The sequence below is a fragment of the Stenotrophomonas muris genome (assembly GCF_052751275.1).
Map to the genome: position 1 here is coordinate 2,616,985 of NZ_CP199879.1, position 26,079 is coordinate 2,643,063.

Annotated in this window: 28 protein-coding genes; 18 read left to right on the top strand and 10 right to left on the bottom strand. The window is 68.0% G+C overall.

Annotated elements, in window-relative coordinates; genetic code table 11:
- Positions 1 to 41 precede the first annotated feature (41 nt).
- The 6 genes from ACUVWL_RS12125 (at position 42) to ACUVWL_RS12150 (ending at position 7,388) form a co-directional block, all read left to right on the top strand.
- Positions 42 to 2,462 carry a TonB-dependent receptor domain-containing protein gene (locus ACUVWL_RS12125; protein WP_069117507.1) on the top strand — a complete coding sequence of 807 codons (2,421 nt, stop codon included), beginning with the start codon at positions 42 to 44 and terminating at the stop codon, positions 2,460 to 2,462.
- A 191-nt stretch (positions 2,463 to 2,653) separates the two neighbouring features.
- Positions 2,654 to 3,292 (top strand): PepSY-associated TM helix domain-containing protein, encoded by a 639-nt coding sequence (locus tag ACUVWL_RS12130; RefSeq protein ID WP_014646258.1) that lies wholly within the window; start codon positions 2,654 to 2,656, stop codon positions 3,290 to 3,292.
- 26 nt (positions 3,293 to 3,318) lie between these two features.
- Positions 3,319 to 3,837, top strand: a complete 519-nt coding sequence (locus ACUVWL_RS12135) for a DUF2271 domain-containing protein (protein ID WP_005408420.1) — start codon at positions 3,319 to 3,321, stop codon at positions 3,835 to 3,837.
- A 122-nt stretch (positions 3,838 to 3,959) separates the two neighbouring features.
- The gene (locus tag ACUVWL_RS12140) at positions 3,960 to 4,763 is read left to right on the top strand and encodes a DUF4198 domain-containing protein (RefSeq protein ID WP_014646257.1); all 804 of its coding nucleotides are present in this window, start codon (positions 3,960 to 3,962) and stop codon (positions 4,761 to 4,763) included.
- Positions 4,764 to 4,815: 52 nt separating this feature from the next.
- On the top strand, positions 4,816 to 5,787 hold the full coding sequence (locus ACUVWL_RS12145) for an FAD:protein FMN transferase (RefSeq protein ID WP_445978381.1): 972 nt from the start codon (positions 4,816 to 4,818) through the stop codon (positions 5,785 to 5,787).
- Entirely contained in the window at positions 5,784 to 7,388 is a 1,605-nt protein-coding gene (locus tag ACUVWL_RS12150; protein WP_445978382.1) for a sulfite reductase subunit alpha, read from the top strand. The genes ACUVWL_RS12145 and ACUVWL_RS12150 overlap by 4 nt, the downstream gene beginning before the upstream one ends.
- A 147-nt stretch (positions 7,389 to 7,535) precedes the next feature.
- Here ACUVWL_RS12150 and ACUVWL_RS12155 read toward each other — a convergent pair whose 3' ends face one another.
- From ACUVWL_RS12155 to ACUVWL_RS12170, 4 genes are all read right to left on the bottom strand, one after another.
- Positions 7,536 to 8,144 (bottom strand): HutD/Ves family protein, encoded by a 609-nt coding sequence (locus tag ACUVWL_RS12155; protein WP_046429337.1) that lies wholly within the window; start codon positions 8,142 to 8,144, stop codon positions 7,536 to 7,538.
- A 34-nt stretch (positions 8,145 to 8,178) separates the two neighbouring features.
- Positions 8,179 to 8,904: a murein L,D-transpeptidase catalytic domain family protein gene (locus tag ACUVWL_RS12160; RefSeq protein ID WP_032957373.1), complete on the bottom strand. Its 726-nt coding sequence runs from the start codon at positions 8,902 to 8,904 to the stop codon at positions 8,179 to 8,181.
- 17 nt (positions 8,905 to 8,921) lie between these two features.
- On the bottom strand, positions 8,922 to 10,004 hold the full coding sequence (locus tag ACUVWL_RS12165; RefSeq protein WP_041863141.1) for a L,D-transpeptidase: 1,083 nt from the start codon (positions 10,002 to 10,004) through the stop codon (positions 8,922 to 8,924).
- Between the two features lie 351 nt (positions 10,005 to 10,355).
- The gene (locus ACUVWL_RS12170) at positions 10,356 to 10,682 is read right to left on the bottom strand and encodes a ComEA family DNA-binding protein (RefSeq protein WP_445978383.1); all 327 of its coding nucleotides are present in this window, start codon (positions 10,680 to 10,682) and stop codon (positions 10,356 to 10,358) included.
- Positions 10,683 to 10,881: 199 nt separating this feature from the next.
- On the opposite strand from ACUVWL_RS12170, the gene ACUVWL_RS12175 reads away from it, so the two are divergent.
- The 4 genes from ACUVWL_RS12175 to murU all read left to right on the top strand — a co-directional run bounded on the left by ACUVWL_RS12175 (position 10,882) and on the right by murU (position 14,511).
- The gene (locus ACUVWL_RS12175; protein WP_032957377.1) at positions 10,882 to 12,375 is read left to right on the top strand and encodes a M20 family metallopeptidase; all 1,494 of its coding nucleotides are present in this window, start codon (positions 10,882 to 10,884) and stop codon (positions 12,373 to 12,375) included.
- 69 nt (positions 12,376 to 12,444) lie between these two features.
- Positions 12,445 to 12,714 carry a GlsB/YeaQ/YmgE family stress response membrane protein gene (locus ACUVWL_RS12180; protein WP_005415577.1) on the top strand — a complete coding sequence of 90 codons (270 nt, stop codon included), beginning with the start codon at positions 12,445 to 12,447 and terminating at the stop codon, positions 12,712 to 12,714.
- Between the two features lie 64 nt (positions 12,715 to 12,778).
- Positions 12,779 to 13,804, top strand: coding sequence for an aminoglycoside phosphotransferase family protein (locus ACUVWL_RS12185; protein WP_445978384.1), 1,026 nt, complete (start codon positions 12,779 to 12,781; stop codon positions 13,802 to 13,804).
- Positions 13,801 to 14,511, top strand: coding sequence for an N-acetylmuramate alpha-1-phosphate uridylyltransferase MurU (gene murU, locus ACUVWL_RS12190; RefSeq protein WP_046429329.1), 711 nt, complete (start codon positions 13,801 to 13,803; stop codon positions 14,509 to 14,511). The genes ACUVWL_RS12185 and murU overlap by 4 nt, the downstream gene beginning before the upstream one ends.
- Positions 14,512 to 15,016: 505 nt before the next feature.
- On the opposite strand, the gene hda is transcribed toward murU, so the two are convergent.
- From hda to ACUVWL_RS12205, 3 genes are read right to left on the bottom strand one after another with little or no spacing between them, the layout of a single operon-like run.
- A complete protein-coding gene (gene hda, locus ACUVWL_RS12195) occupies positions 15,017 to 15,724 on the bottom strand; it encodes a DnaA regulatory inactivator Hda (RefSeq protein ID WP_142234380.1) in 708 nt (235 codons plus the stop codon).
- The gene (locus ACUVWL_RS12200; protein ID WP_014646246.1) at positions 15,724 to 16,893 is read right to left on the bottom strand and encodes an AI-2E family transporter; all 1,170 of its coding nucleotides are present in this window, start codon (positions 16,891 to 16,893) and stop codon (positions 15,724 to 15,726) included. Before ACUVWL_RS12200 ends, hda begins: the two co-directional genes overlap by 1 nt.
- Positions 16,890 to 18,029 carry a DUF2066 domain-containing protein gene (locus ACUVWL_RS12205; RefSeq protein WP_032957235.1) on the bottom strand — a complete coding sequence of 380 codons (1,140 nt, stop codon included), beginning with the start codon at positions 18,027 to 18,029 and terminating at the stop codon, positions 16,890 to 16,892. Before ACUVWL_RS12205 ends, ACUVWL_RS12200 begins: the two co-directional genes overlap by 4 nt.
- A 99-nt stretch (positions 18,030 to 18,128) precedes the next feature.
- Between ACUVWL_RS12205 and purM the strand changes: the two genes are divergently transcribed.
- The 7 genes from purM to ACUVWL_RS12240 all read left to right on the top strand — a co-directional run bounded on the left by purM (position 18,129) and on the right by ACUVWL_RS12240 (position 23,064).
- Entirely contained in the window at positions 18,129 to 19,187 is a 1,059-nt protein-coding gene (purM, locus tag ACUVWL_RS12210; protein WP_014646244.1) for a phosphoribosylformylglycinamidine cyclo-ligase, read from the top strand.
- A gap of 21 nt (positions 19,188 to 19,208) precedes the next feature.
- The gene (locus tag ACUVWL_RS12215; protein WP_032957615.1) at positions 19,209 to 19,697 is read left to right on the top strand and encodes a hypothetical protein; all 489 of its coding nucleotides are present in this window, start codon (positions 19,209 to 19,211) and stop codon (positions 19,695 to 19,697) included.
- The gene (locus tag ACUVWL_RS12220; RefSeq protein WP_445978385.1) at positions 19,694 to 20,116 is read left to right on the top strand and encodes a hypothetical protein; all 423 of its coding nucleotides are present in this window, start codon (positions 19,694 to 19,696) and stop codon (positions 20,114 to 20,116) included. Before ACUVWL_RS12215 ends, ACUVWL_RS12220 begins: the two co-directional genes overlap by 4 nt.
- A 41-nt stretch (positions 20,117 to 20,157) precedes the next feature.
- On the top strand, positions 20,158 to 20,820 hold the full coding sequence (locus ACUVWL_RS12225; RefSeq protein WP_069117523.1) for a DUF2238 domain-containing protein: 663 nt from the start codon (positions 20,158 to 20,160) through the stop codon (positions 20,818 to 20,820).
- A complete protein-coding gene (gene purN, locus ACUVWL_RS12230; RefSeq protein ID WP_049441056.1) occupies positions 20,817 to 21,476 on the top strand; it encodes a phosphoribosylglycinamide formyltransferase in 660 nt (219 codons plus the stop codon). The genes ACUVWL_RS12225 and purN overlap by 4 nt, the downstream gene beginning before the upstream one ends.
- Before the next feature lie 68 nt (positions 21,477 to 21,544).
- Positions 21,545 to 22,378: a DUF3108 domain-containing protein gene (locus ACUVWL_RS12235; protein WP_049441054.1), complete on the top strand. Its 834-nt coding sequence runs from the start codon at positions 21,545 to 21,547 to the stop codon at positions 22,376 to 22,378.
- Between the two features lie 2 nt (positions 22,379 to 22,380).
- Positions 22,381 to 23,064, top strand: coding sequence for a DUF3108 domain-containing protein (locus ACUVWL_RS12240; protein WP_014036249.1), 684 nt, complete (start codon positions 22,381 to 22,383; stop codon positions 23,062 to 23,064).
- Positions 23,065 to 23,152: 88 nt separating this feature from the next.
- On the opposite strand, the gene ACUVWL_RS12245 is transcribed toward ACUVWL_RS12240, so the two are convergent.
- The 3 genes from ACUVWL_RS12245 to ACUVWL_RS12255 are packed head-to-tail and all read right to left on the bottom strand — an operon-like array spanning position 23,153 to position 24,990.
- Positions 23,153 to 23,470, bottom strand: a complete 318-nt coding sequence (locus tag ACUVWL_RS12245; protein WP_445978386.1) for an EF-hand domain-containing protein — start codon at positions 23,468 to 23,470, stop codon at positions 23,153 to 23,155.
- The gene (gene murA / locus ACUVWL_RS12250) at positions 23,467 to 24,738 is read right to left on the bottom strand and encodes a UDP-N-acetylglucosamine 1-carboxyvinyltransferase (RefSeq protein ID WP_014646237.1); all 1,272 of its coding nucleotides are present in this window, start codon (positions 24,736 to 24,738) and stop codon (positions 23,467 to 23,469) included. The genes ACUVWL_RS12245 and murA overlap by 4 nt, the downstream gene beginning before the upstream one ends.
- 21 nt (positions 24,739 to 24,759) lie before the next feature.
- A complete protein-coding gene (locus ACUVWL_RS12255) occupies positions 24,760 to 24,990 on the bottom strand; it encodes a BolA family protein (protein WP_005408396.1) in 231 nt (76 codons plus the stop codon).
- Between the two features lie 54 nt (positions 24,991 to 25,044).
- Here ACUVWL_RS12255 and ACUVWL_RS12260 point away from each other — a divergent pair, with 54 nt between their 5' ends.
- Positions 25,045 to 26,046 carry a KpsF/GutQ family sugar-phosphate isomerase gene (locus tag ACUVWL_RS12260; RefSeq protein ID WP_014646236.1) on the top strand — a complete coding sequence of 334 codons (1,002 nt, stop codon included), beginning with the start codon at positions 25,045 to 25,047 and terminating at the stop codon, positions 26,044 to 26,046.
- The last annotated feature ends 33 nt before the right edge of the window (positions 26,047 to 26,079 follow it).

Consider the following 26,079-nt stretch of genomic DNA (forward strand, 5'->3'; position numbering starts at 1 on the left):
GCACGGCACCGCGCCACCCTGCATCCTTCGAGGTAACTGCCATGGCCCAGCGCCATCGTGTCCGTTCGTCCCTGTCCCGTACCCTGCTGACCAGCGCCGTGCTGGCGGCTTGCGCCAGCCCCGCCTTCGCCCACGGTGACGCCGCAGGCGCGCCGCAGACGCTGGACAAGGTGGTGGTCACCGCCGCCGGCTTCGAGCAGAAGGTGATCGATGCCCCGGCCAGCATCAGCGTGGTCAGCCGCGAGGAACTGAGCAAGCGCCCGTACACCAGCCTGGTCGATGCGCTGCGCGACGTCGAAGGCATCGACGTCGGCCTGGAAGCGACCGACAAGAACGGCCGCGCCACCGTGTCGATGCGCGGCCTGCCGTCCGAGTACACCCTGGTGCTGATCGACGGCCGCCGCCAGAGCAATGTCGGCCAGATCTATCCGAACAACTTCGGTGGCGGCCAGTTCGCCTACCTGCCCCCGCTGGATGCGATCGAACGCATCGAAGTCGTGCGCGGGCCGATGTCCACGCTGTACGGTTCGGACGCGATGGGCGGTGTCATCAACATCATCACCCGCCGAAACCAGGACAGCTGGCACGGTTCGGTCAGCCAGGGCTTCACCGTGCAGCAGGACGACCAGTTCGGCGATGCACGCACCACCGACCTCTACCTCAGCGGCCCTTTGCTGAAGGAGCGCCTCAGCCTGGCAGTACGCGGCAGCTACTACGACGCGAAGGCTTCCAACCCGGAATGGGATGCGTTGTCCCTGCCCGACGGCACCCTGTGGGAGCGCAGCATCGGCTTCGGCGGTGGTGGCAAGTCGGTGGCCAACACCAACTGGAACAGCGGCGTGCGGTTGGACGTCCGCATCAACGACGATCACGAACTGTGGCTGGACTACGACGTGTCGCGGCAGAAGTTCGACAACAGCGAAGGCCAGACCGGCACCCTCGACAGCCTGGCCAGCCTGTGGCGCGTCGGCAATGCCGTCATTCCCAACCCGAACGGCAGCGGTACCGTCACCCGTCGCGTGGTGCAGCCGCGCGTGGGCTACACCGCCTACCAGCGCTACGAGCGCGACCAGTTGTCGCTGACCCATCAGGGCCGCTACAGCTTCGGTACCTGGCAGACCTCGCTGACCCACAGCAAGAGCAGCAACCTGGGCCGTTCGCTGCCGCTGACCCTGGAAGAGCGCGCCAACCTGCAGACGCTGTGGAATGACGTCTGCCGCCGCACCGGTGCTGCCAACAACTGTGCGGCCGGCCGCGGCAACGCCCTGGTTGCCCTCAACCCGAGCGAGATGGCGCGGCTGCAGGCGTTCCTGCCGCGCCCGCTGCGCACCATGGAACTGGAAGGCTACGTGCTCGACACGATGCTCGACCTGGACTTCGGCGCGCACACGCTGACCGTGGGCGGCCAGTACAACGACACTGACATGGTCGACGGTGTGTTCGGCATGGATGGCGCCGGCTACCGCAGCAACGTCAAGCAGACGCACCGCATGTGGGCGCTGTTCGCCGAGGACAACTGGGCGCTGACCGACACCCTCACCGCCACCTTCGGCCTGCGCTACGACGACCACAACGTATTCGGCAGCCATGTCAGTCCGCGTGGCTACCTGGTGTGGAATGCCAGCGATGCGTGGACCTTCAAGGGCGGCGTCAGCACCGGCTACAAGACCCCGCGTCCGGACCAGCTGTTCCCGGGCATCACCGGCTTCGGTGGCCAGGGCGTGCTGCCACTGGTCGGTTCGCCGAACCTCAAGCCGGAAACCAGCACCAACTACGAGCTGGCCGCATACTACGAAGGCCAGCGCTGGGGCTTCAACGTCACCGGCTTCTTCAACACGTTCGAAGACAAGATCGCCAGCGGCGGCACCTTTGCGAACTGCGAAGTGGCCCGCGCCGGCAGCGGCTACTGCGTGGACATCGGCCCGGGCTGGGCGGCACTGGGCTACAGCACGTTCACCCAGAGCGTGAACATCGACAAGGCCGAGACCCGCGGTGCCGAACTGGCCGCGCATGTCGACCTGCTCGACACCCTGCAGCTGCGCGGCAACTACACCTGGACCAGGAGCGAGCAGACCAGCGGCGCGCAGAAGGGCCTGCCGATCAGCGGCACGATGCCGGCCAGGCACATGGCCAATGCAAGCCTCAACTGGCAGGTCAACGAAGCGATCAGCCTGTCGCTGATCGGCGAAGGCCGCTACGACCGCTACCGCGACACGCTGCTGGACGCCAACGGCGCCAGCCACACCCGCTACTACCAGGACTACACCATCTTCCATCTCGGTGGCAGCTGGAAGGCCACGCCATGGCTGACGGTGAACGCACGGGTCAACAACCTGTTCGACAAGGACTTCGTTTCGCAGTCGTGCCTGCTGATCAGCCAGAGCGAGTTCAACTGCGTGGACGACTACGCGACCAAGGACCAGCGCCGCAGCTACTGGATCTCGTTGAACGCGAAGTTCTGATCGCCGCGCCCGGCCCCGGTGGGTGCCGACCTTGGTCGGCACCGCTTCATCCACGCGTGGCGTGGATCTACCGATCGGTAGTGCCGGCCGCTGGCCGGCAATCGCCCTCCAGCGATACAGAACGACACGCAATTGCGAGCTATTCTCATCAATGATGTAATGGGCAGTCCCCGTCCGCCTCGAACCGTGCCGTGAGCCGTCCTGCCTCTTCCACCGTGGCGCAGCAACAGAACCGTGGCTTCTGGCTGCGGACGCTGCACCAGTGGCACTGGATCAGCTCGGCGGTGTGCCTGATCGGCATGCTGCTGTTCGCGGTGACCGGCCTGACCCTCAACCACGCCGCGAAGATCGAAGCCAAACCCCAGGTGCAGAACCAGCATCTGGAACTGCCGGCCGATCTGCTCGGCCAGCTCGGCACGCGCGAAAACGGCAATGCACCGATCCCGCGCCCGGCCCGGCACTGGCTGGACACGCAGCTGGGCATCGCCATCGGCGGGCGCCCGGCAGAGTGGTCGGCCGAGGAGATCTACCTGTCGCTGCCGCGCCCCGGCGGCGACGCCTGGCTGAGCATCGATCGCGGGACCGGCGCGGTGGAGTACGAATCAACCTCGCGCGGCGCGGTGTCCTACCTCAACGACCTGCACAAGGGCCGCAACGCGGGCCCGGCGTGGGGCTGGTTCCTGGACCTGTTCGCCGTGGCCTGCCTGGTGTTCTGCATCACCGGCCTGTTCCTGCTGCACCTGCATGCACGCCAGCGGCGCATGACCTGGCCGCTGGTCGGCCTCGGCCTGATGATTCCGCTGCTGATCGCCCTGCTGCTGATCCACTGACTTTCCTTCGTTTCCGGAGCCGCCCCATGCGCGTCACCCTGACCATCGCCCTCAGCGGCCTGCTGGCCACCTCGCCGGCGTACGCCACCACCCTCGACATCAACGTCGAAGTGCCCAAGCTCAACGTGGCCGAGTACCACCGCCCGTACGTGGCGGTGTGGCTGGAAGGCGCCGACCAGAAGGTCGCGGCCAACCTGTCGGTCTGGTACCAGCAGACCAGCAACAGCGAAGGCCACGGCACCAAATGGCTGCCGGACCTGCGCCAGTGGTGGCGCAAGAGCGGCCGCACCCTGCAGGTGCCGGTGGACGGCGTGACCGGCCCGACCCGCCCGGCCGGCAAGCACGCGCTGTCGTTCAACGACAGGCAGCCGGCACTGAAGCAACTGGCCCCGGGCAACTACACCCTGGTGGTGGAAGCGGTGCGCGAAGTCGGTGGCCGCGAACTGCTGAAGATCCCCTTCACCTGGCCGGCCACCGCCGCGCAGAACGGCAAGGCGCAGGGCGCCACCGAACTGGGCCAGGTCACCCTCGCCGTCAAACCATAACTGCCTGAGCCGGGGTCGGATCCCTTCCGCAGGAAGGGCTCTGACCCCATCGCCCTATCCCTCGGGGTCAGAGCCCTTTCCGCTGGAAAGGGATCCGACCCCTTCCAACTGGAGTCTTCCGCATGAAGCGCACGCTCGTCCTCGCCGCCGCCCTGGCCGCTGCCCTTCCCTTCTCCGCCCTGGCCCACAAGGCCTGGCTGCTGCCCTCGCAGACCGTGATCGCCGGCAACGCGCCGTGGATCACCGTCGACGGTGCGGTCTCCAACGATCTGTTCTACTTCAACCACGTGCCGCTGCGCCTGGAATCGCTGGTGATCACCGCGCCGGACGGCAGCACCGTGCAGCCGCAGAACGCGTCGACCGGCAAGTACCGCAGCGTGTTCGACATCGAACTGAAGCAGTCGGGCACTTACCGCATCGCGTCGGTCAATGACGGCCTGTTCGCCACGTACGAGCAGAACGGCGAGCGCAAGCGCTGGCGCGGCAGCGCGGCTACCTTCGGTGAATTGCCGAAGGACGCGAAGAAGCTGGAAGTGAGCCAGTCGATCGGCCGCGTGGAGACCTTTGTCACCAACGGTGCGCCGAACGACACCGCGCTGAAGCCGACCAACCGTGGCATCGAGCTGGTCGCCGTCGGCCACCCGAACGACCTGTTCGCCGGCGAGGAAGCCACCTTCCGCGTGCTGGTCGATGGCAAGCCGACCGCCGGCCTGCAGTTCGAGATCGTGCGTGGCGCCACCCGCTACCGCAACGCGCAGGACGAGCTGAAGCTGACCAGCGATGCCAAGGGCGAGATCAAGGTGACCTGGCCGGAAGCCGGCATGTACTGGCTGGAGACCGGCACCGAGGACAACAAGACGTCGGTGAAGCAGGCCGCCAAGCGCCGCCTGAGCTACGTCGCCACGCTGGAAGTGCTGCCGCAGTAATGTGGACCGCGATGCCGGGCATCCCCCGGCATCGCCACCGCAACGCATCACCATGACCGATTCCCATCTCGACATCGCCCGCCTCGGTGGCACCACCATGGGCACCACCTGGAGCGTGTCGCTGGTCGCGTCGCGCCAGCGCGACCTGCACCCGCTGCACGCCGGCATCCAGGCGCGGTTGGACGACGTGGTCGCGCAGATGAGCACCTGGGAGCCCGGCTCGGATCTGAGCCGCTACAACCGCGCCGACGCTGGCCAATGGTGCGTGCTGCCGGCGGAGACCCGCCACGTTGTGACCTGCGCACAGGCCATCGCTGCCGCCAGTGACGGCGCCTTCGATCCCACCATCGGTCCGCTGGTTGCACTGTGGGGCTTCGGTGCACATGCCGGTGAACGCCGCCAGCCCGACGCCGCTACCCTGCAGGCCACCCGTGAGCGTTGCGGTTGGCAGCGCCTGCAGTGGCAGGATGATGCGCTGCTGCAACCGGGCCGGCTGGAACTGGATCTCTCTGCGATCGCCAAGGGCTTCGGCGTCGATCACGTAGCCGCCTGGTTGCGTAGGCAAGGGATTGGGGCGGCGCTGATCGAAGTGGGTGGCGAACTGGCCGGCTACGGCAGAAAACCGGACGGCCAACCGTGGCGCGTGCTGGTGGAATCCGCACCGGAAGAGGATGTGCACACCGAAACCCCGCCACGGGTGCTGGCGCTGGACGGCAAGGCGGTGGCCACTTCGGGCGATCGCTGGCACCAGTACCAGGCCGATGGCGAGGCCTACAGCCACAGCCTCTACCCGCGTACGGGCAGGCCGGTGCAGCAGGTCGCCGCAGCGGTCACCGTCGTGGCCGACGACGCCATGCACGCCGATGCCTGGGCTACCGCACTGACCGTGCTGGGTCGCGAACAGGGCATGGCGCTGGCCGAGCGCGAAGGACTGGCCGCGCGCTACCTGCAACGCACCGCAGACGGCCCGCAGGAATTTCTCAGCAGCGCCTTCCAGCGCCTGCTCGACGGGCAGGACGCATGAGCACTCGGCCATCGCGTGCGTGGCTCGGCAACACACTTGTACTGATCGTACTGGCGCTGATCGCCTGTGCGCTGCTGCGCCTGCACCTCGGCGAAGCCTGGTGGCAGGGCGCACCGCCGGCACGGCAATCGCAGATCGCCATCATCGCCACCGCGCTGTACGCGCTGGCCTGCGCAGCCCTGTGGTGGCGCACTCGTCCGCGCGATGATGCGGCGTCCGCCGATACCGCGCCGCTCCTGCTGGTCTGGTCCAGCCAGACCGGCTTTGCCCGCGAACTGGCCGAACGCAGTGCCGAGGCCCTGCGTGGTGCCGGCGTGCCGGTGCGTGTGCGCGGATTGCATCAGGTGGATGCAGCGTTGCTGGCCGACAGCCAGCGCGCGCTGTTCATTGCCAGCACCACCGGCGAAGGCGATCCGCCCGACCACGCCCTGCCGTTCCTGCGCGGGGTGATGGCCACGCCGCCTCCGTTGCAGCATCTGCAGTACGGCGTGCTCGCGCTGGGCGACCGCAGCTATGGCCACTTCTGCGGATTCGGCCACCAGCTGGACCAGTGGCTGCGCCAGCATGGCGCGCACCCGCTGTTCGATGCGATCGAGGTCGACAATGCCGATCCGGCGGCGCTGCGACATTGGCAGCAGTTGCTGGGACAACTTGGCGGAGGCGCCACTGAACTGCCCGACTGGAGCCCGGCCGAGTATCAGCCGTGGACGTTGCTGCAACGCCAGCATCTGAATCCGGGCAGCCCCGGCGGCCCGGTGTACCGGGTGCGCCTGCAGCCACCGCCTGGCGTCGATGTGCAGTGGCAGGCCGGCGACATCGCCGAGATCGGCCCGCAGCACCCACGCCACAGCGCGCGCGCCTGGCTCGATGCACAGGGCTTCAATGCAGACACCGTGCTGGATGACGGGCAGGCGTTACTGGCCCGTATCGAGCGCTCGCATCTGCCCTCGCTGGTTCCCCCGGGTGATCTGCCCGCACTGCTGGCAACCCTGCAACCGCTGCCGCATCGCGAGTACTCGATCGCCTCGGTGATGGCCGACGGCGCGGTGGAGCTGCTGGTGCGCCGCCAACTGCGCGCCGACGGTACACCCGGCATCGGCAGCGGCTGGCTGTGCGACCACGCGGCCATCGGCGAACCGGTGCAACTGCGGCTGCGCCGCAACGACAATTTCCATGGCGTGCCCGCCGATGTACCGCTGCTGCTGATCGGCAACGGCACCGGCATCGCCGGCCTGCGCGCGCACCTGCACGAACGTGCCCAGCGTGGCGCGCGCCGCACCTGGCTGCTGTTCGGCGAGCGCACCGCCGCGCACGACTTCCATTTCGGCGAAGAACTGCAGGCGATGCTGGCCAGCGGCACGCTGGCACGGCTGGATGCAGTGTTCAGCCGCGACGGCGGCGCGCATCGCTATGTGCAGGACCGGCTGCAGGCCGAAGCGGCGACGCTGCGGCAGTGGGTCGATGAAGGCGCGACGATCCTGGTCTGCGGCAGCCTGCAGGGCATGGCCCCGGGCGTGGATGCAGTGATCGAGCGGGTGCTGGGTACCGCAGGCAAGGAAGCGATGCTGCTGGCCGGTCGTTACCGCCGCGATGTGTATTGAACGAACCGTCGGGGTCGGTTCCCTTTCCGCAGGAAAGGGCTCTGACCCCAACCACAGCCGCACCATGACGGCGTGCCCAGGCATGGTGGCAACCGCACAGCAGTAGATCCACGCCATGCGTGGATGGCGCCCACCGGCGCCCAGGAATCATGCCCCCGCCGCGCTCACCCGTATCGCCAACAACTCGCCACCACCGCTGAGCGCATGCCGTTGCCTCTCGCCCCCCGCCAACCACGCGGTGTCTCCCGCCTGCAGCGCCGGCAGGCCACTATCGGCACCGAACTGCGCCTGTCCGGCCAGCAGATGCAGCGCCCACGCAACGCCCGGTTCGCAGAAGAAGAACATCGACCCCACCAGCGGCCGGTGCAGCAGTTCGGCCTGCAGCAGCTCGCGCTTCCACATCAGGTTGAAGTCGTGGGTGGTGCCATCGACCAGTTCACCGTGCAGCGTTTCCTCACCGGCAAAGCGCGCCCGCCCGTGTGGCGGCAGCACCTGGGCCACGCGGCCATCCTCGAAACGCAGGCGCACGCCATTGCCCTGCAGCAGCACCAGTTCGCGCTCCACGCCGGGGAAGGTGGAGAACGCAGCGTCCTGCTCGATCTCGGCCACCGACAGGCGCAGCGCCCAGTCATCACCCTGTGCGGGCAGGCGCAGGATCTCGCGGGTCCAGCCAAGTCCATTCCGCCAGCGTTCGCGACGATAGTCCAGGCTGGAAATGACCTGGCTCGGAGTGTGCAACAGGGAGTCGACGTTCATCGGCGCATTGCATCACGCCACGCGCCATCATGCATCACCGCGTAGCGAGCGTGCCCTGGCCACCGCATCCGCCGGCCAGCAGCTGCGAGTGCTTCAGCCAATCCTGGTCAGGGTAGTAAGCAAACACCATCGTGCCGCCACGCAACGCATCGATCAGCGGCTTGGCCACCGAAAGGCGCACCGCCGGGCAACCCAGGCTGCGACCCAAGCGCCCCTGCAGCTGCGCGGTGGCCGGGTTCACGTACGGCGCACCGTGGATGACGATCGCGCGTTCGCGCGCACGGTCGTTGAAGCCCGGCTCCAGCCCGGCCAGGCGCAGCGAATATCCATTACCGCCCATGTAGGTCTCCTGCGCGGTGAACGCGCCGAGACTGGACATGAAACTCCCATCGCGGTTGGAGAAGTGCTGGGTGCGGTTCTCGCCGCTGTTGCGGCCATGCGCCACCCATTCCTCGAACAGCAGGCGCTGGTGGGCCAGGTCGAACACCCACAGGCGCGGCTCGGTGGACGGCCGCGAATAATCGATCACGCTGAGACGATCACCGTTGATGCCCAGCTCCGGCCGCTGCAACGCACAGCGCATGGCGTGCGCCGCCAGCTGCAACACGTGGCGGTCAGCCTTGGGCGCACTGCGCGACAGCAAGGCAGCCAGATCATCAGCGCTGGTGGCAAGGGCGGGCGTCTGTGCCAGCGCCGGGGCGCTGGCCGAGGTCGCCAGCAGGCCGAACGCGGCCAGCCGGCACAGGCGGGATGCAGTCATGGGCACAACGAGGGGACTCAGTTGCCCTTGAGGGTGGACCCTGGCGGCTCGGATTCCAAGACCGGCTGCATTCCGGATTCAGCCGGGCTTGGGCGGACCGCCGGCAACGAGGTCACCAGCAGGGTCGTGCCCGGCACCAGCACCTGGTACAGCTGGCGGGCAAAATCGGCCGGCAGCGCCATTGGCAACGAGGGCGTGGCCAGCAGGTCCGGGGTGGCCTGGGCACGATCCTGGCCCAGCAGCGGATAGGCCGTCCACTGGTGCAGGCGCTGGTTCACGTCCAGCGGGCTGGGCGTATCACTGTAGCCCTGCCCCATCACGAACAGCGTGGTGCCCTGGAATGCCGGCAGGGCGTCGGCCTTCAGCGGCGACTCGCCGATCATCACGCCATCGCGCAGCACGTACAGGCGCTGGTCATGCAGGCTGACCAGGATGCCGACCTGCCCGGCCGGGGCTGCGCTGTCGTCCCACCAGGCCTGCGCCGGGGCCCCGCCCTCGGTTTCCGGCAAAGCCTGGCCGCGCGCGTTGACCGGGGCCAGCACCGAAGGATAGGCCAGGGTCATCGGCGAACTCTTGGCGTCGGCCACCACCACCGTATCGCCGCGCTGGGTTTCGCTGAACAGCTTCTGCGCGAACGCCTGCGGCAGGCGCACGCAGCCATGCGAGGCCGGATGCCCGGGCAGGCTGCCGCCATGCAGGGCGATGCCATCCCAGGTCAGCCGCTGCATGTAGGGCATCGGCGCGCTGTTGTAGAGGTTGGACCTGTGGTCCTTGTCCTTCTGCAGGATGGTGAATACGCCAGTTGGCGTCTCGTGCCCGGCCTTGCCCGAGCTGATCGTGGTCAGGCCGATGGCGATGCCGTTGCGGTAAACGTAGGCACGCTGCTCATCGAGGCTGACCACCAGCACGATCGGGCCGGTCGGCGAGATTTCCGGATGCCACAGGTACTCGCCCGGTTTCAGGTCGGTCGGCCCGCGCACGTCGGCGGTGCTGGCTTCGGCCGCAGGCTTGGCTGTCGGCGTCGGCGCAGCGGCATGGGCCAGCAGTGGCAGGGTCAGTGCCAGGGCGAGCATCAGGGTCGTGGGGCGGTGCACAAGCATCCAGCGGGGTCCTTTCCATGCGGAGCGGCCACCGTACACCATCGGCCCGTGGTGGCCGCGGCAAAACCAGGCGCCGGAAATGAAATTGCCCGGCGACACAGCCATGTGTCGTACCGGGCAATCGTTACGTCCTTGTCGGCCTGCTGCCGCCCCCTCGCATCCTGCGCTGTGGGGGTAGCGTTGCATCCTGCACGCGGCCGCGTCTGTCCTGTTTGTATCTCAGCCCCTTCCACAGGTCTGTGATGCCACCATCCTGGTGATTGGTGCCGCGTCCTGCGGCGGTCGGTGGTCACGGCCTTCCTGTCCGTGACCGGTGAACCAGCCTCCTGCCGGTTCCGACGATTCCTGCTGTCAGCGCCTGGGTACGGTCCGCACCGGTACCGATCCGGGTACCGGATCCGCCGGCAACAACCTGTTGCCTACGGTGATCCGCTGTCGATTCCGTTCGACGATCACTTTCCCTATCCCCTTCACCTGCGTCAGGTCCTCGACGCGATGAAACGGGCCGTGTCTGCGCCGGTGCTCGACGATCGCCTCGGCCTTGGCGGCTCCGACCATCGTCAATCCCTGCTGCAGCGCCTGGGCATCGGCGCGGTTGATGTCGATCGGTTCGGCGGCATGCGCCCCAGCGATCCCCACTACCAGCACCAGCGCCCTCAACACGACAAACCAAGGCACGACGTGTATCTCCCTGTGATTCTGGCCGCCCCGACCGGCAATCCCGTCGGCAGGAACAGTGTCCGTCACCACATGTACACAGCCTATCGGTTTCCCGGATTTCCGTAAGCCAGCCAAATACCCGACGTGATGTAGGAAAAACCCTACCCGCGGCACAGGCGTAGAATGGCCGGATCAGCCCATGCAACCGGAGTTTCAGATGGACAGCGCCAAGCTCGGCCAATTCGTCAATGACAAGTGGGACAGCGAAATCGTCCCGCAGTTGGTCGACTACATCCGCATTCCCAACAAGTCGCCGATGTTCGACGCCAATTGGGTGCAGAACGGCTACATGGAACAGGCGGTCACCCTGATGGAGAACTGGGCCAAGGCCCAGCAGCTGCCCGGCCTGAAGGTTGAGGTGGTGCGCCTGGAAGGCCGTACCCCGCTGATCTTCCTGGAAATTCCGGCTACCGGCGCCGAAACCGGCGACGACACCATCCTGCTCTATGGCCACCTGGACAAGCAGCCGGAAATGACCGGCTGGGACGACGACCTCGGCCCGTGGACCCCGGTCCTGCGCGGCGACAAGCTGTATGGCCGCGGCGGTGCGGACGACGGCTACGCGATCTTCGGCTCGCTGGCTGCGGTACTGGCACTGCAGGCCCAGGGCCTGCCGCACGCCCGCTGCGTGGTGCTGATCGAAGCGTGTGAAGAGTCCGGCAGCTACGACCTGCCGGCCTACGTCGACCACCTGGCCGACCGCATCGGCAAGCCGTCGCTGGTGGTCTGCCTGGATTCGGGCTGCGCCAACTACGACCAGCTGTGGTGCACCACCTCGCTGCGCGGCCTGACCGGCGGCAATTTCACCGTGAAGGTGCTCAACGAAGGCGTGCATTCCGGCGATGCCTCCGGCGTGATCCCGTCCAGCTTCCGCCTGCTGCGCCAGATCCTTTCGCGCATCGAGGACCAGGACACCGGCCGCATCCTGATCGACGGCATGAACGTGGAGATCCCGGCCGAGCGCCTGGAACAGGCCAAGCGTGCCGCCGAAGTGGTGGATACCGAGATCTTCGAGAAGTTCCCGATGGTCGACGGCCTGCGCCCCATGAACGAGGACCTGACCGAGCTGGTGCTCAACCGCACCTGGCGCCCGGCGCTGTCGGTCACCGGCGTCGGTGGCATGCCGCCGCTGGAATCGGCCGGCAACGTGCTGCGTCCGCAGACCTCGGTGAAGCTGTCGCTGCGCCTGCCGCCGACCGCCGATGGCAAGACCTGCGGCGAGCTGCTGAAGGAAGCACTGCTGCGCGACCCGCCGAACGGCGCGCAGGTCACCCTGGACCTGGAAAAGGCCTCCACCGGCTGGAATGCCCCGGCGATGGCGCCGTGGCTGACCCAGGCCATCGACGACGCCAGCCAGGCCTTCTTCGGCAAGCCGGCGATGTACATGGGCGAAGGCGGCTCGATCCCGTTCATGGGCATGCTGGGCGAGAAGTTCCCGGGCGCGCAGTTCATGATCACCGGCGTGCTCGGCCCGCACTCCAATGCGCATGGCCCGAACGAGTTCCTGCACATCCCGATGGGCAAGAAGGTCACCGCCTGCGTGTCCAAGGTGATCAGCGAGCACTACGCCGCCAGCCTGCGCGGCGAGACCAGCGGCTCGCCGGTGGCTGCCGACAGCGGCACCCGCCACGGCGACCACGGCTGCTGCTGATCCGGCACTCGTGACGGACGCAGCCTGGCCTTGCTAGGCTGCGTCCACACTCAAGCGGAATCCGCGCGCATGAATGGTCTGTTCGGCAGCAGCAGCTGGCTGTACATCCTGCTGGTCGGCTTCTTCGTCGGCCTGCTCGGGCGTTTCTTCATGCCCGGCAACAACCGCATGGGCTGCCTGCTGACCATCGTGCTGGGCATCCTTGGTGCCCTGCTGGCCGGTTGGTTCGGCCAGTACATGGGCTGGTACGCCCCCGGCGAACCGGCCGGTTTCCTCGGCGCGGTGGTGGGCGCGGTGGCCGTGCTGGCCGTCCTGCGCCTGTTCAGCGGTCGCCGCTGACGCCGCTCCCCCTTCCCTTCCTGTTGCCGACGTTGGCGCGCCCGGCGCGCCCGGATATGCCCGCATGACCGAACCCGCCTCCGATCCCCAGCGCAGCGCGCAGCGCCTGCAGTGGGCCCGTACCCAGCTCGATGATGCCAACGCGGTGGTCGAACGCGCTTCGGTTGACGCCGGCATGCGCAGCTACTGGCGCACCACCAGCACGCGCGGCAGCCACATCGTGATGGACGCCCCGCCGGGGCTGGAAGATCCGCGGCCGTGGCTGCGCATGCGCGGCCTGCTGCACGACAACGGTCTGCGCGTGCCCATGCTGCTCGCGCAGGACCTGGATGCCGGCTTCCTGCTGCTGGAAGATCTCGGCGGCCCGACCCTGGCCAGGATCCTCGACGAGCGCAACGCTGACGAATGGTTCGGTCGTTCGATCGAGCAGCTGCTGCGCCTGCAGGCGATCCCGGTGCCGGCCGACTTCGGCCAGTTCGGCGAAGCACTGCTGCAGCGCGATGCCGGCCTGTTCGACGAATGGTTCCTGCAGCGCCACCTGAACCTTGAACTGGACTGCGGCGAGATCGAAGACCTGCAGCTGGTGCATCGCCGCCTGATGGACAACGCGCTGGGCCAGGCCCAGCTGATGACCCACCGCGACTACATGCCGCGCAACCTGATGCCGGTCGACGACGGCCCCGCGGTCCTGGATTTCCAGGACCTGGTGCGCGGCCCGATCGCCTACGATGCGGTGAGCCTGTTCAAGGACGCCTTCCTGAGCTGGCCACTGCAACGCGTGGACGAATGGCTGGCGCAGTATCACGAGCGCGCCCGCGACACCGGCCTGCCGGTGCCCGACCGCGCCACCTTCCTGCGCGATGCCGACTGGATGGGCATCCAGCGCCACGTGAAGATCCTGGGCCTGTTCTGCCGGCTGCGTTACCGCGACAACAAGGGCCATTACCTCGACGACGCACCGCGCTTCATCACCTATCTGGATGAAGTGCTGCCGCGCTACCGCGAGCTGGCACCGCTGCAGCAGCTGCTGGACGACCGCATCAAGCCGGCGCTGGCCGAGCTGGGTGCACCGATGCGCGTAGCCCGATGAAGGCACTGGTCTTTGCCGCCGGCCTCGGCGAGCGCATGCGCCCTTTGACCCTGCACACGCCCAAGCCGCTGCTGGAAGTGGCTGGCAAGCCGTTGATCGTCTGGCACCTGGAACGCCTGGCCGCACTCGGCGTGCGCGAGGTGGTGGTCAACACCGCATGGCTGGCCGAACAGTTCCCGGCGACGCTGGGCGATGGCAGCCGATGGGGCCTGCGCCTGCATTTCCTGTACGAAGGGCAGACCCCGCTGGAAACCGGCGGCGGCATCCTCAACGCCCTGCCGGTGCTGGGCGATGCCCCGTTCCTGGTAGTGAACGGCGACATCTGGACCGATTTCGATTTCGCCACGCTGCCGCGCGAGCCGCAGGGCCAGGCGCACCTGGTGCTGGTCGACAATCCGGTTCAGCACCCGAATGGTGACTACCGCCTGGATGCACAGGGGTTCCTGCACCACGACCGCGAAGGACCATGCCTGACCTATGCCGGCATCGGCGTGTACCGTCCTTCGATCGTGGCCGACTGGCGCGCGGTGATCGGCGATGCGCCGGGCAGCGAGCGGCTGCCACCGAAGTTCTCGGTGGTGCCGCTGCAGAAGCACTTCATGGCGCAGGGGTTGATGACCGGGCAGCACCATCGCGGGCGCTGGACCGACGTCGGCACCGTGGATCGCCTGCGCGCGCTGGATGCGGAGTTGGCGGCGAACGGCTGAGCCCCTCGTGGCTGGACGTTTTGAGAGCAGTAGCCTTGCTTGGCCGGGCGGGGTGGATTCGCGGGGGACGCCGTGAACCCGTCCCTGGGGGCTTGGCCGCGGCATCCATGCCGCGGACACCCCCGCGAACCCACCCCGCCCGGCCTCAGACAGTTTCCGTGGGCGTCCAGCCACGGAAGAAAGAAAGAAAAGCAAAAGCGGGTCGCTTCGCTCTGGTGACGACCAACGGTCGTCACCCACCACAAGCAAGACACGTATCGACCAAGGTCGACACCCACCAACAGCAGTGCAGTACAGAGACCAGGCAGATCGCGGGAACCTGTCGAAGGCGGGGCGCTGTGGGCTTGCGGGGTGTGAGCCGCATGGATGCGGCGACCAAGCCCCCAGGGACGGGTTTACGGCGGCCCCGCAAGCCCACAGCGCCCCGCCTCCCCTCAGGAAGCCAGCTTTTGACGTTGACGTTGCTTCTGCGGGTGCAGGGCGCAGCCCTGCCGAACAACATCCCTCAGTAACGAGGCCGGCCTTCTTCCAGCACCTGGCGCAGGAACGGCACGGTGATCCGCCGCTTCGCCGCCAGCGATTCGCGGTCCAGCCAGTCCAGCAGGGTGATCAATCCACCCAGCTCACGGCCGGTGTGCGACAGCAGCCACTCGATGGCCGCTTCGTCGATGGCCAGGCCGCGTCGCAGTGCACGCTCGCGCAGCACGGCCGCCCGCCCTTCCTCATCCAGCGGCTGCAGCAGCACGCGTACGCACTGGCCCAGCCGCGAGCGCAGGTCCGGCAGCACCAGGCCCAGTTCGCCCGGCGCCTTCTGTGCCGTGTACAGCACGGTCACGCCCGCAGCGCGCGCACGGTTGTGGAAATCGAACAGCGCGATCTCATCCTCGCGGTTGCCGGCAACCTCGTCCAGGCCGTCCAGCGCCACCAGTTCGCGCGCTTCCAGCCCATCAAGCGCCGCACGGACACGGCCGACGGCGCTGGCCAGCGGCACGTACGTCGGCAACCGTCCGGCCTGCTCGGCGCTGGAGCACATCGCCAGCGCCTGGTGGGTCTTGCCGGTTCCCGCCGCGCCTTCCAGGTAGACCCAGTCGGGGCTGGCGCCAACCGCGATCGCGCGCAGCTGCGCCAGCGCGCCATCCGGCGCGCCGATGAAGGTCTCCAGGCGCTGGTCCCGCGGGTAATGCAGGGCCAGCGGCAGTTGCGGCACACCCATCACTTCAGGTCGGGGCCCTTGTCGTCCGGAACGATGATATGGGGCGCGTCGACCACGCCATCAAGCACGATCGCCGGCTTCTCGCCCACGTACAGTTCGCTCTGCCGATAGCGCTGGTGGGCATAGCGCAGCAGCACGTTGGTCACCGCCGCTACCGGCAGCGCCAGCAGCATGCCGAGGAAGCCGAACAGCTGGCCGCCGGCCATCACCGCGAAGATCACCGCCACCGGGTGCAGGCCGATCTTGTCGCCGACGATGCGCGGGGTCAGCACGTAGCTTTCCAGCAGCTGGCCCACGGTGAACACCACGCCGACCAGGATCAGCAGCTTCAGGTCGAAGCCCTGCGCCTGCACCAGCGCGGCGATCACCGCCATCAGCACGCCGGTGGTCGCTCCCAGGTACGGGATGAAGCTGATCAGGCCGGCAATCAGGCCGATCAGCAGGCCCAGCTTGAGGCCGACCAGCGACAGGCCACCGGCGTAGATCACGCCCAGCGCCAGCATCACCAGGAACTGGCCACGGATGAACGCACCCAGCACCTCGTTGGATTCACGCGCCAGCGCGCTGATGGTGCCGATCTGGTTGCGCGGAATCACCGAGGCCACCCGCTCGACCAGCTTGTCCCAGTCGCGCAGGAAGTAGAACGCCAGGATCGGCAGCAGCAGGATGTTGACCACCCAGGTCACCATCGCAAAGCCCGAACGCGAGACGTAGCCCATGAACGTGGTGGCGAAGCCGCCGGCCTGCTGCCAATGGCTGCGCACCCATTCGATCAGGCGGTCCGGATCCAGCCACTGCATCACTTCCAGGCCGGTCTTGTGCTCGAACCAGGGGATGCCGGTCTGCATCAGCCACGCCTGCGCCTGCGGCGCGGCCGCGATCAGGGTGGTGATCTGGCGCTCGATCATCGGCACCAGCACCAGCAGCAGTGCCACGATCACCAGCACCATCGCTGCGAACACCAGCACCACGCCGGTCATGCGCGAGCGGCCGGTGGCCTCGATGCGGTCCACCAGGGGGTCACCCAGCCAGGCCAGCGCCAGTGCCAGCACGAACGGGGTCAGGATCGGCGCCAGCAGCCACACCACCCAGCCGATCAGGCCGGCGAACAGGATGTACTTCAGCCGACGCAGGAACTGCGCGATTTCAGCTTCCGGGCTCAGGATCATCGCAGGCGGTACTCGTTGCTGACCGGCGCGGCCACCGGGGCACCGGTGGTGTCATCGATCGGGGTCGGCAGGGCCGGCAGCGGCGCGCTTGGCACCAGCACGCCGTTGTCGCCAAGCATGCGGTTGAAGCCGGCCAGGCCGGTGGTCATCTCCACGCTCAGCTCCAGTTGGCCGGCCGAGGCGTGCAGCGGGGTGACGTTGCGCACCACCGGCACCTCGCGCAGGCCAGCGGCCAGCCGCAGGTAGTCATCGGCGCTGTTGATGCCGGTCACCACCAGGCGGTAGGTGCCGGCCTGGCCGACGGCCACGCCGGCCTTGGCATAGCGCTTGACCAGCGCATCGGCGGCACCGTCGGCACCGGCGGCCATCGCGCGCATGGCGTTGGCGTCCTTGCTGGTCCACTTGTTCAGTTCGCGGCCGTTGTCGACGAACACCCAGTCCGCCTGCCAGCCACCGTTGGCGCGGTACAGCTTGCCGATCAGCTGCATCGGCGGTGAGTAGCGCGAGGAGGCACGGGCCACGGCCGCGCTGTCCTGGCGCCAGATGGCACCGGCCAGGGCCTGTTCGGCAGCACCGCCGCTGGGCAGGCCCAGCTTGTAACCCCGCTCGATGGCGCGGTTCAGCAGCGGGCGGGCGGCATTGGCCTGCTGCACGCTGACCAGGCGCGGGCCACTGCCGTCGTCGACGGCCAGCCACAGCACCGGCTTCGGTCGCGGCTGCGGCCACAGCGGCAGGCCCAGCGCCGAGACCAGCGAATCGACATCGTCCTCGCGGAAGCGGGCCACCAGCAGGGTCCGGAAGCTCGGTGCGCCGCTGGCACCCACGCTCTGGTCCTGCTTGTAGTCGTAGCTGGCCACGTAGTCCTTGGCATTGCGCAGCGCCTGCACCACGCCGGGGCGTGACATCACGTTGCGGTCGCCGGACAGCTTGCCCAGCACCACGCTCAGGGCACGGGCCAGGGCACCGTTGCGATCGGCCTCGGCCTGGCTGTTGACGGGCACTTCGGCCTCGTAGGCCCCCGAAGCGGTGGCGACATCTCCCTCGGTGCGCAGGCCGCTCTGGGCCATCGTGGCCACCGGCAGGCTCAGTGCAAGGAGCAGGGTCAGAATCAGGCTGCGGCGCATCAGGACATCCATTGGCTCGACGAATCCGGGGGAATTGTTGCCCGAATACGGCCTTTGCGCCAATGCGGCCTGTTAAAATCGCTCATTCAACCCCTGCCAGCGCCGACGCCCGTGACCAACACCCCGTCTTCCGCCCCTTCCCCCCTCACCTACCGTGACGCGGGTGTCGACATCGACGCCGGCAACGCGCTGGTCGAGCGGATCAAGCCCCTGGTCAAGCGCAGCTTCCGCCCGGAAGTGATGGGCGGCCTGGGCGGCTTCGGCGCCCTGTTCGACCTGTCCAACAAGTACCGCGAGCCGGTGCTGGTGTCGGGTACCGATGGCGTGGGCACCAAGCTGAAGCTGGCCCACCAGCTGAACCGCCACGATACGATCGGCATCGACCTAGTCGCCATGTGCGTGAACGACGTGCTGGTGCAGGGTGCCGAGCCGCTGTTCTTCCTGGACTACTTCGCCACCGGCAAGCTGGACATCGACACCGCCGCAGCGGTCGTGGGCGGCATCGCCAACGGCTGCACCGAGGCCGGCTGCGCGCTGATCGGCGGCGAAACCGCTGAGATGCCCGACATGTATGCCCCGGGCGAGTACGACCTGGCCGGCTTCACGGTCGCCGCGGTCGAGAAGAGCGAGCTGAAGGACGGCGCCAGCGTGGCCGCCGGCGACGTGCTGATCGGCATCGCCTCGTCCGGCCCGCACTCCAACGGCTACTCGCTGGTGCGCCGCATCTACGACCGCGCCGGCCGCCCGGCCGACCTGGAGCTGGAGGGCGGCGTGAAGCTGGTCGACGCGCTGATGGCACCGACCCGCCTGTACGTGAAGCCGATCCTGGCACTGCTGAAGTCGCACGGCGAGGCCATCCACGGCATGGCCCACATCACCGGTGGCGGCCTGACCGAGAACATCATCCGCGTGGTGCCCGACGGCCTCGGCCTGGACATCCAGGCCTCGTCCTGGACCCTGCCGCCGGTGTTCCAGTGGCTGCAGAAGGAAGGCGCCGTGGCCGACAGCGAGATGTGGCGCACCTTCAACTGCGGCATCGGCTTCGTGCTGATCGTGGCAGCCGACCAGGTCGCCGCCGTGTCCGAGGCGGTCAAGGCGCAGGGCCTGGACCACTGGACCATCGGCCAGGTGGTCACTGCTGAAGGCGCCGAGCGCGTCCACATCGGCTGAACCCGGCCCCGAGGAGCCCGCATGGACGCAATGCCCCCGCTGCCCCCTACCCCCGTGCCGCCGCCAACGACGGCGGTACCGGCGTTCAGCCCCCAGGACGCCGACCACCTGCGCATGCTGTCAATCGCGCACTACGTGGTCGGCGGCCTGATCGCGCTGTTCTCGCTGATCTTCATCGTCCACATCGTGCTCGGCGTCACCGCGCTCACCGGCAACCTGCCGATGAACTCCGGCGGCCAGCCCTCGTCGCCGGCCGAACAGCGCGTGTTCGGCTGGATGTTCGTCGTGATCGGCTGTGTCATCGTGTTCGGTGGCGTCACCCTGGGCGCGTTCGTGGCCTACGCCGGCCGTTGCCTGGCCCGCCGCCGCCGCTACCTGCTGTGCCTGATCGTGGCCGGGCTGGCCTGTCTGTTCACGCCGATCGGTACCGTGCTGGGAGTACTCAGCCTGATCACGCTGCTGCGTCCGCAGGTCAAGGCCGCGTTCGACACAGCGGGCACGGCGGCATGACGAGCCCGGGCGCACCGCCGCCGCTGCCGCAGCAGACCCTGCCGCACCTTCAGCTGGGCAGCCACCTGCAGACGCTGAAGGTGCTGTTCTACGCGCTGGCGGTTTTCCACTGGATGGCCGCGCTGGCCTTCCTCGGTTTCATCGGCCTGGTTGCCAGCTCGCGCGGGCTGGACGATGGCGCGGTACTGGCCACCGTGTACGGCGTCGTTTCAGCGCTGGCTGCCGCGCTGGGCTTCGTGCAGCTGCACACCGCGCGCCTGCTGTCGCGCCGCACCGGGCTGGCCTGGTGCCAGCGCGCGGCCTGGCTGGCGGTGCTGGCCGGCCCGCTGGGCATGGCCCTGACCGCCTATGCCTGGGTGTTCCTGTCCAAGCCTGACATGGCCGCCCTGTTCGACCGCGGCGACCATCTCCGCGTCTGAACTTGCCGGCAGACGCCCCGCCCTTTCCTGATCGACTTCCCATGTCCGCGCCTGCCCTCCCCACGACCGCTTCACCCAGCGCCTTCCGTTTCTCGCGCCCCAAGAAGCTGGCCTTCGCTGCCGTACTGGCGGTATTCGCGGTCAGCTGGATCCAGCCGCTGTGGCCCACCGAGCAGGCGCTGCACAGCACGCTGACCGTGATCGGCCTGGGCGCCCTGCTGTGGGTCGACCGCCGGGGTGGCTGGCTGGGCAACGGTGCCTTCATCGCGATCTGCGGCTTCATCGCGCTGCACTGTGTGGCCGCCCGCTGGCTGTACTCGAACGTTCCCTACGACGCGTGGACGCAGGCGCTGATCGGCTGGTCGCCGAATGCGGCGTTCGGCTGGCAGCGCAATCATTTCGACCGCCTCATCCACTTCCTGTTCGGCGTCTGTTTCACGCCGGCACTGCTGCAGCTGGCACGTCACGCCTGGCCGGCGCTGCGCCGCGGCCAGGCCTTCGCCCTGGTGGTGATGACGGTGATGTGCGCCAGCCTGGTCTACGAGTGGTTCGAATGGGCCATCGCGCTCGCCCTGTCGCCGGACGCCGCCGAGGCCTACAACGGGCAGCAGGGCGACATGTGGGACGCCCATGCCGACATGCTGATGGCCACCGTGGGCAGCCTGCTGACCTGGCCGCTGATCCGCCGGAGTACCCCGCAATGACCGCGCCCACCCGCATTGCCGTGCTTGCCTCCGGCCGCGGCAGCAACCTGCAGGCCATCCTCGATGCCATCGCTGCGGGACGCCTGCGCGCCGAGGTCGTCGGCGTATTTTCCGACCGCCCGGCCGCCGCCGCGCTGCAGCGGGTCAGCGCCAACCTGCGCTGGGCGCATGCGCCGAAGGAATTCGACGACCGCGCCGCCTACGAGCAGGCACTGGGCGACGCACTGGCCGCGGTCGCACCGGACTGGATCGTCTGCGCCGGCTACATGCGCATACTCGGCGCCGCCTTCGTGCAGCGCTTCAATGGCCGCCTGGTCAACATCCACCCGTCACTGCTGCCGCTGCACAAGGGGCTGGACACGCATGCGCGGGCACTGGATGCAGGCGATGCCGAGCACGGTGCCAGCGTGCACCTGGTCGTACCCGAGCTGGACGCCGGCGCCGTGCTGGCCCAGGTGCGGGTACCGGTGCTGCCCGGCGATGACGCCGACACCCTGGCCGCGCGTGTGCTGGCGGTGGAGCATCCCCTGCTGATCGCCACGCTGCAGCTGCTGTGCGCCGGCCGCCTGACTGAACGGGAGGGCCAGCCGCAACTGGACGGTCACCCCCTGTTTAGCCCGCTGGCCCTAGATTCCGCCGGGAACCTGAACCGGTAACGCCCACGCACACGCCCCGCTGACTGCGGGGCTGGCATCCTGCCCACCTCCTGCGGCTCCTCTCTTCCATGAAGACCACGACCCTGCTGTCCACTTCGCTGCTGCTGTCGCTTGTCGTGCTTCCCGGCGTGGGTTGGGGCCAGGCGCAGGCGCCTGCCGCCTCGCCGGCTCCGGCTCCGGCGCCGCTGCCAGCGGTGCAACCGCCGGCCGAAGCGGCGGCCCCGGCCCTGCCGGCCTTGGCGTGGGAACCGCCGCCGCTGCAGCCGTTCAGCGCCACCTACCAGGCCTTCTACAAAGGCAAGGAGGCCGGCGACGCCAGCATGCAGGTCACCCATACCGGCGGCAACCAGTGGCGGGTCGACATGCAGGTGGTCGGCCGCCGCGGCTTTGCCAGCGTGCTGGGCCTGAACATCGAGCAGAGCACGGTGTTCGAGGAGCGCGCCGGCGCCTATGCACCGCTGAGCCAGAGCACGGTGCGCAAGGGCCTGTTCCTGGGCAAGAAGGCGGTCGGCACGTACAACTGGCAGGCCGGTACCGCGCAGTGGACCGGCGACGTCGAGAAGAAGCGTGCGCAGCCGATTCCGCTGCAGCCGGGCGACCAGAGCGCCCTGCTGATCAACCTGGCGATCATGCGGGATGCCCGTCCGGGTGCCACCATGCACTACCGCTACGTGGACATGGGCAAGGTCCGCCAGCACGACTACCAGGCCGCGCCGCAGACCGAGAACGTCGAGGTCGGCGACCTGTCCTACAACGCGCTGCGGGTCTACCGGACCAACGGCGGCAACAACGAAACCATCCTCTGGATCGCCAACGGTGTCCCCACCCCGGTGCGCATCCTGCAACGCGAAGACGGCGAAGACCGCGTCGATCTGCGCCTGATCGAATACCAAGGAGTCTGAGCATGAGCACCCTGACCCGCCCCCTCACCTGGATCGCTGCAGCCGCGCTGTCGGTGGCCAGCCTGCCGGCCATGGCCCTGCAGCCGTTCAAGGCCGATTACCTGGCCAGCTACATGGGCATGCAGGCCAATGGCAGCATGACGCTGAGCAGCGAGGGTGCCAACAAGTGGCGCTACACGCTGCAGGTGAAGAACCAGCTGGCCGACCTGAGCCAGAGCACCGTGTTCGAAGAAGTGCGCGGCCAGCTGCGCCCGCTCAGCAGCCAGGACCGTTCGGCGCTGCTGGTGAAGAAGCGCAACGTGCAGGCCAACTACAACTGGACCAGCAACCAGGCCACCTGGACCGGCGACATCAAGCCGGACCGCGCTGGACCTATCGCACTGAAATCCGGTGACATGGACGCGCTGCTGATCAACCTGGCGATCGCCCGTGACCTCGCCGCCGGCAAGCCGCTGACCTATCGCATGGTCGACGAAGGCCGCATCAAGAACATGACCTACCGCGTGATCGGCAAGGAGTCGATCACCGTGGGCGGCAAGAGCTACGAAGCGACCAAGGTCTCGCGTGCCGACGGCAACAAGGAGCTGATCGCCTGGATCGTGCCGGAGTTCCCGGTGCCGGCGCGCATGCTGCAGCGAGAGAACGACCGCGATGCACTGGACCTGACCATCAAGGCGATGAACTGAGTGCCGGGGTCGGATCCCATTCCCTCGGGGATGGGCTCCGACCCCAGGCCCCGCGAAAAGAAAACGCCCGCTTTCGCGGGCGTTTTTCTTACTTCTTTTCTTCGGCCGCCGCCGGCTTGAACTCGGTACGGCAGTCCACGCGGATCTGCTCGCCGGTGCTGCGCCAGACGAAGGTGCGGCAATGGCGGTTGCCGTCCTGGCTGTCATTCACCGCAACCGCATAGAACGACTCGATGATCTCGTCGCGCGAGACCGTGCCATCGCCATTCCAGTCCATGTCCGTCTGCTCGATGCCCTGGGTGATGGCGATGTTGGCGTACCAGGCGTAGCCCAGCCACGCCAGCACGATCAGCACCAGCGCCAGCAGCGCCTTGCGACGCGGGCTGAACTTGCCGCGCAGGATCATGGCACGCGCCGGATGGTGGCACCGAGCGAAGACAGCTTCTCTTCGATGTTCTCGTAGCCACGGTCAAGGTGGTAGATGCGGTCGATGGTGGTCTCGCCGCTGGCCATCAGGCCGGCCAGGATCAGCGAGGCCGAGGCACGCAGGTCGGTGGCCATCACCGGTGCGCCACTCAGGTGCTCGCTGCCCCGCACGATGGCGGTGTGGCCTTCGACCTGGATGTCCGCGCCCAGGCGCAGCAACTCGTTGACGTGCATGAAACGGTTTTCGAAGATCGTTTCGTTGATCACGCCGACGCCGTCGGCCACGCAGTTGAGCGCCATGAACTGCGCCTGCATGTCGGTCGGGAACGCCGGGTACGGCGCGGTGGTCAGGTTGACCGCCTTCGGCCGCTTGCCCTGCATGTCCAGAGTGATGGTGTCGTCGGTGGTCTCGATCTTCGCACCGGCTTCGACCAGCTTGGACAGCACCGCGTCCATGGTGTTCGGGCGCGCACGGTTGACCGTGACCTTGCCGCCGGTCATCGCCGCAGCCACCAGGAAGGTGCCGGTCTCGATGCGGTCGGGCAGCACTTCATGGCGGCCGCCGGACAGGCGCTCGACGCCTTCGATGACCAGGCGGGCAGTGCCCAGGCCTTCGATCTTCGCGCCCAGCGCGATCAGGCAATGCGCCAGATCGGTCACTTCCGGTTCCATCGCACAGTTGTCGAGGATGGTGGTGCCTTCGGCCAGCACCGCGCCCATCAGCACGTTCTCGGTGCCGGTAACGCTGACCATGTCGAAGGTGAAATGGCCGCCCTTCAGGCGCTTGGCCGTGGCCTTGATGAAGCCGTTCTCGACCACGATCTCGGCGCCCAGCGCCTGCAGGCCCTTGATGTGCTGGTCGACCGGACGCGAGCCGATCGCGCAGCCGCCGGGCAGCGACACTTCCGCCGCGCCGAAGCGGGCCAGCAGCGGGCCCAGCACCAGGATCGAGGCGCGCATGGTCTTGACCAGCTCGTACGGGGCAACATGCTGGTTGACCGGACGCGGGTCGACCACGATCGCACTGCCGCGCGACAGCGTGCCCTGGTCGATGGTGACCTTGGCACCCAGTTCACCCAGCAGCTTCACCGTGGTGACCACATCGTGCAGGTGCGGCACGTTGGTGATCTCCACCGGCGCATCGGCCAGCAGGGTCGCGCAGAGAATGGGGAGGACGGCGTTCTTGGCGCCGGAGATGCTCACTTCACCGTGCAGCGCAGCGCCGCCGGTCACAACGATCTTGGCCATGTATTCGGGATCTTCTGCGGTTCAGCCGGCTTCGGCCGGGGTCACGGTTTTCAGCGCCAGCGCGTGGATCGCGCCGCCCATCAGGTCGCCCAGGGTGGCATAGACCATCCGGTGGCGGGCCAGCGGCATCTTGCCGGCAAAGGCCTCGCAGACCACGGTCGCTTCGAAATGCACGCCATCGTCGCCCTGCACGTCGGCGCGGGCGCCGGGCAGGCCGGTTTCGATCAGGTTGCGGATGGTGTCGGCGTCCAACGGGCTTTCCTAATAAAATGTGCCTCCATTCTACTTCCGCTGCGTGGCGTCCGCATGGCCGAATCCCTGTTGCCCCCCCGTTCCGTCGACCCTGCCGGCCTGGTCGCCAGCGGCCGCCGCGTCTTCGAGATCGAGCGGCAGGCGCTGGATGCCGTGGCCGACCGCCTCGGCGAGGCCTTCCAGCAGGCTTGCCAGGCGATCCTGGCCAGCCGCGGCCGGGTGGTCGCCACCGGCATGGGCAAGTCCGGGCACATCGCCCGCAAGATCGCCGCTACGCTGGCCTCCACCGGCACGCCCGCGTTCTACGTGCATCCGGGCGAAGCCGGCCATGGTGACCTGGGCATGATCACCGAGGCCGACGTGGTGCTGGCGCTGTCCTATTCGGGCGAATCGGACGAAGTGCTGATGCTGCTGCCGGTGCTCAAGCGCCAGGGCAACGTGCTGATTTCCATGACCGGCCGCCCGCAGTCCAGCCTGGCCACCGCCGCCGATATCCACCTGGACGTCAGCGTGCCGGCCGAGGCCTGCCCGCTGGCGCTGGCGCCGACCTCCAGCACCACCGCCTCGCTGGCGATGGGCGATGCGCTGGCCGTGGCCCTGCTCGACGCACGCGGCTTCACCGCCGACGATTTCGCCCGCTCGCACCCGGCCGGCAGCCTCGGCCGCCGCCTGCTGCTGCATATCACCGACGTCATGCACACCGGGGAGGACCTGCCCAGCGTGGGGGCCGACGCCAGCCTCAGCGAGGCGCTGGTCGAAATGAGCCGCAAGCGGCTGGGCATGACCGCCGTGGTCGATGCCGACGGTGTGCTGATCGGCCTGTTCACCGACGGTGACCTGCGCCGGGCGCTGGACAGCGCGCTGGACGTGCGCACCGCGAAGATCGCCGATGTGATGACCCGCAACCCACGTACCATCGGCGCCGACCAGCTGGCGGTGGAGGCTGCCCGGCTGATGGAGACCCACAAGATCACGGGCCTGATCGTGGTCGACGACCAGGGCCGGGCGGTCGGTGCCCTGAACATTCATGACCTGTTGCGGGCCCGGGTGGTTTAACCGACAGTCCGTAGACCCCATTCAGTCTGTACC

What these genes read in the sequence shown, in the direction of transcription:
- ACUVWL_RS12125 (WP_069117507.1), top strand. Translation starts at nt 42, where the DNA reads ATGGCCCAGCGCCATCGTGTCCGTTCGTCCCTGTCCCGTACCCTGCTG.
- ACUVWL_RS12135 (WP_005408420.1), top strand. Translation starts at nt 3,319, where the DNA reads ATGCGCGTCACCCTGACCATCGCCCTCAGCGGCCTGCTGGCCACCTCG.
- ACUVWL_RS12140 (WP_014646257.1), top strand. Translation starts at nt 3,960, where the DNA reads ATGAAGCGCACGCTCGTCCTCGCCGCCGCCCTGGCCGCTGCCCTTCCC.
- ACUVWL_RS12145 (WP_445978381.1), top strand. Translation starts at nt 4,816, where the DNA reads ATGACCGATTCCCATCTCGACATCGCCCGCCTCGGTGGCACCACCATG.
- ACUVWL_RS12150 (WP_445978382.1), top strand. Translation starts at nt 5,784, where the DNA reads ATGAGCACTCGGCCATCGCGTGCGTGGCTCGGCAACACACTTGTACTG.
- ACUVWL_RS12155 (WP_046429337.1), bottom strand. Translation starts at nt 8,144, where the DNA reads ATGAACGTCGACTCCCTGTTGCACACTCCGAGCCAGGTCATTTCCAGC.
- ACUVWL_RS12160 (WP_032957373.1), bottom strand. Translation starts at nt 8,904, where the DNA reads ATGACTGCATCCCGCCTGTGCCGGCTGGCCGCGTTCGGCCTGCTGGCG.
- ACUVWL_RS12165 (WP_041863141.1), bottom strand. Translation starts at nt 10,004, where the DNA reads ATGCTTGTGCACCGCCCCACGACCCTGATGCTCGCCCTGGCACTGACC.
- ACUVWL_RS12175 (WP_032957377.1), top strand. Translation starts at nt 10,882, where the DNA reads ATGGACAGCGCCAAGCTCGGCCAATTCGTCAATGACAAGTGGGACAGC.
- ACUVWL_RS12180 (WP_005415577.1), top strand. Translation starts at nt 12,445, where the DNA reads ATGAATGGTCTGTTCGGCAGCAGCAGCTGGCTGTACATCCTGCTGGTC.
- ACUVWL_RS12185 (WP_445978384.1), top strand. Translation starts at nt 12,779, where the DNA reads ATGACCGAACCCGCCTCCGATCCCCAGCGCAGCGCGCAGCGCCTGCAG.
- murU (WP_046429329.1), top strand. Translation starts at nt 13,801, where the DNA reads ATGAAGGCACTGGTCTTTGCCGCCGGCCTCGGCGAGCGCATGCGCCCT.
- hda (WP_142234380.1), bottom strand. Translation starts at nt 15,724, where the DNA reads ATGGGTGTGCCGCAACTGCCGCTGGCCCTGCATTACCCGCGGGACCAG.
- ACUVWL_RS12200 (WP_014646246.1), bottom strand. Translation starts at nt 16,893, where the DNA reads ATGATCCTGAGCCCGGAAGCTGAAATCGCGCAGTTCCTGCGTCGGCTG.
- ACUVWL_RS12205 (WP_032957235.1), bottom strand. Translation starts at nt 18,029, where the DNA reads ATGGATGTCCTGATGCGCCGCAGCCTGATTCTGACCCTGCTCCTTGCA.
- ACUVWL_RS12215 (WP_032957615.1), top strand. Translation starts at nt 19,209, where the DNA reads ATGGACGCAATGCCCCCGCTGCCCCCTACCCCCGTGCCGCCGCCAACG.
- ACUVWL_RS12220 (WP_445978385.1), top strand. Translation starts at nt 19,694, where the DNA reads ATGACGAGCCCGGGCGCACCGCCGCCGCTGCCGCAGCAGACCCTGCCG.
- ACUVWL_RS12225 (WP_069117523.1), top strand. Translation starts at nt 20,158, where the DNA reads ATGTCCGCGCCTGCCCTCCCCACGACCGCTTCACCCAGCGCCTTCCGT.
- purN (WP_049441056.1), top strand. Translation starts at nt 20,817, where the DNA reads ATGACCGCGCCCACCCGCATTGCCGTGCTTGCCTCCGGCCGCGGCAGC.
- ACUVWL_RS12235 (WP_049441054.1), top strand. Translation starts at nt 21,545, where the DNA reads ATGAAGACCACGACCCTGCTGTCCACTTCGCTGCTGCTGTCGCTTGTC.
- ACUVWL_RS12240 (WP_014036249.1), top strand. Translation starts at nt 22,381, where the DNA reads ATGAGCACCCTGACCCGCCCCCTCACCTGGATCGCTGCAGCCGCGCTG.
- ACUVWL_RS12245 (WP_445978386.1), bottom strand. Translation starts at nt 23,470, where the DNA reads ATGATCCTGCGCGGCAAGTTCAGCCCGCGTCGCAAGGCGCTGCTGGCG.
- murA (WP_014646237.1), bottom strand. Translation starts at nt 24,738, where the DNA reads ATGGCCAAGATCGTTGTGACCGGCGGCGCTGCGCTGCACGGTGAAGTG.
- ACUVWL_RS12260 (WP_014646236.1), top strand. Translation starts at nt 25,045, where the DNA reads ATGGCCGAATCCCTGTTGCCCCCCCGTTCCGTCGACCCTGCCGGCCTG.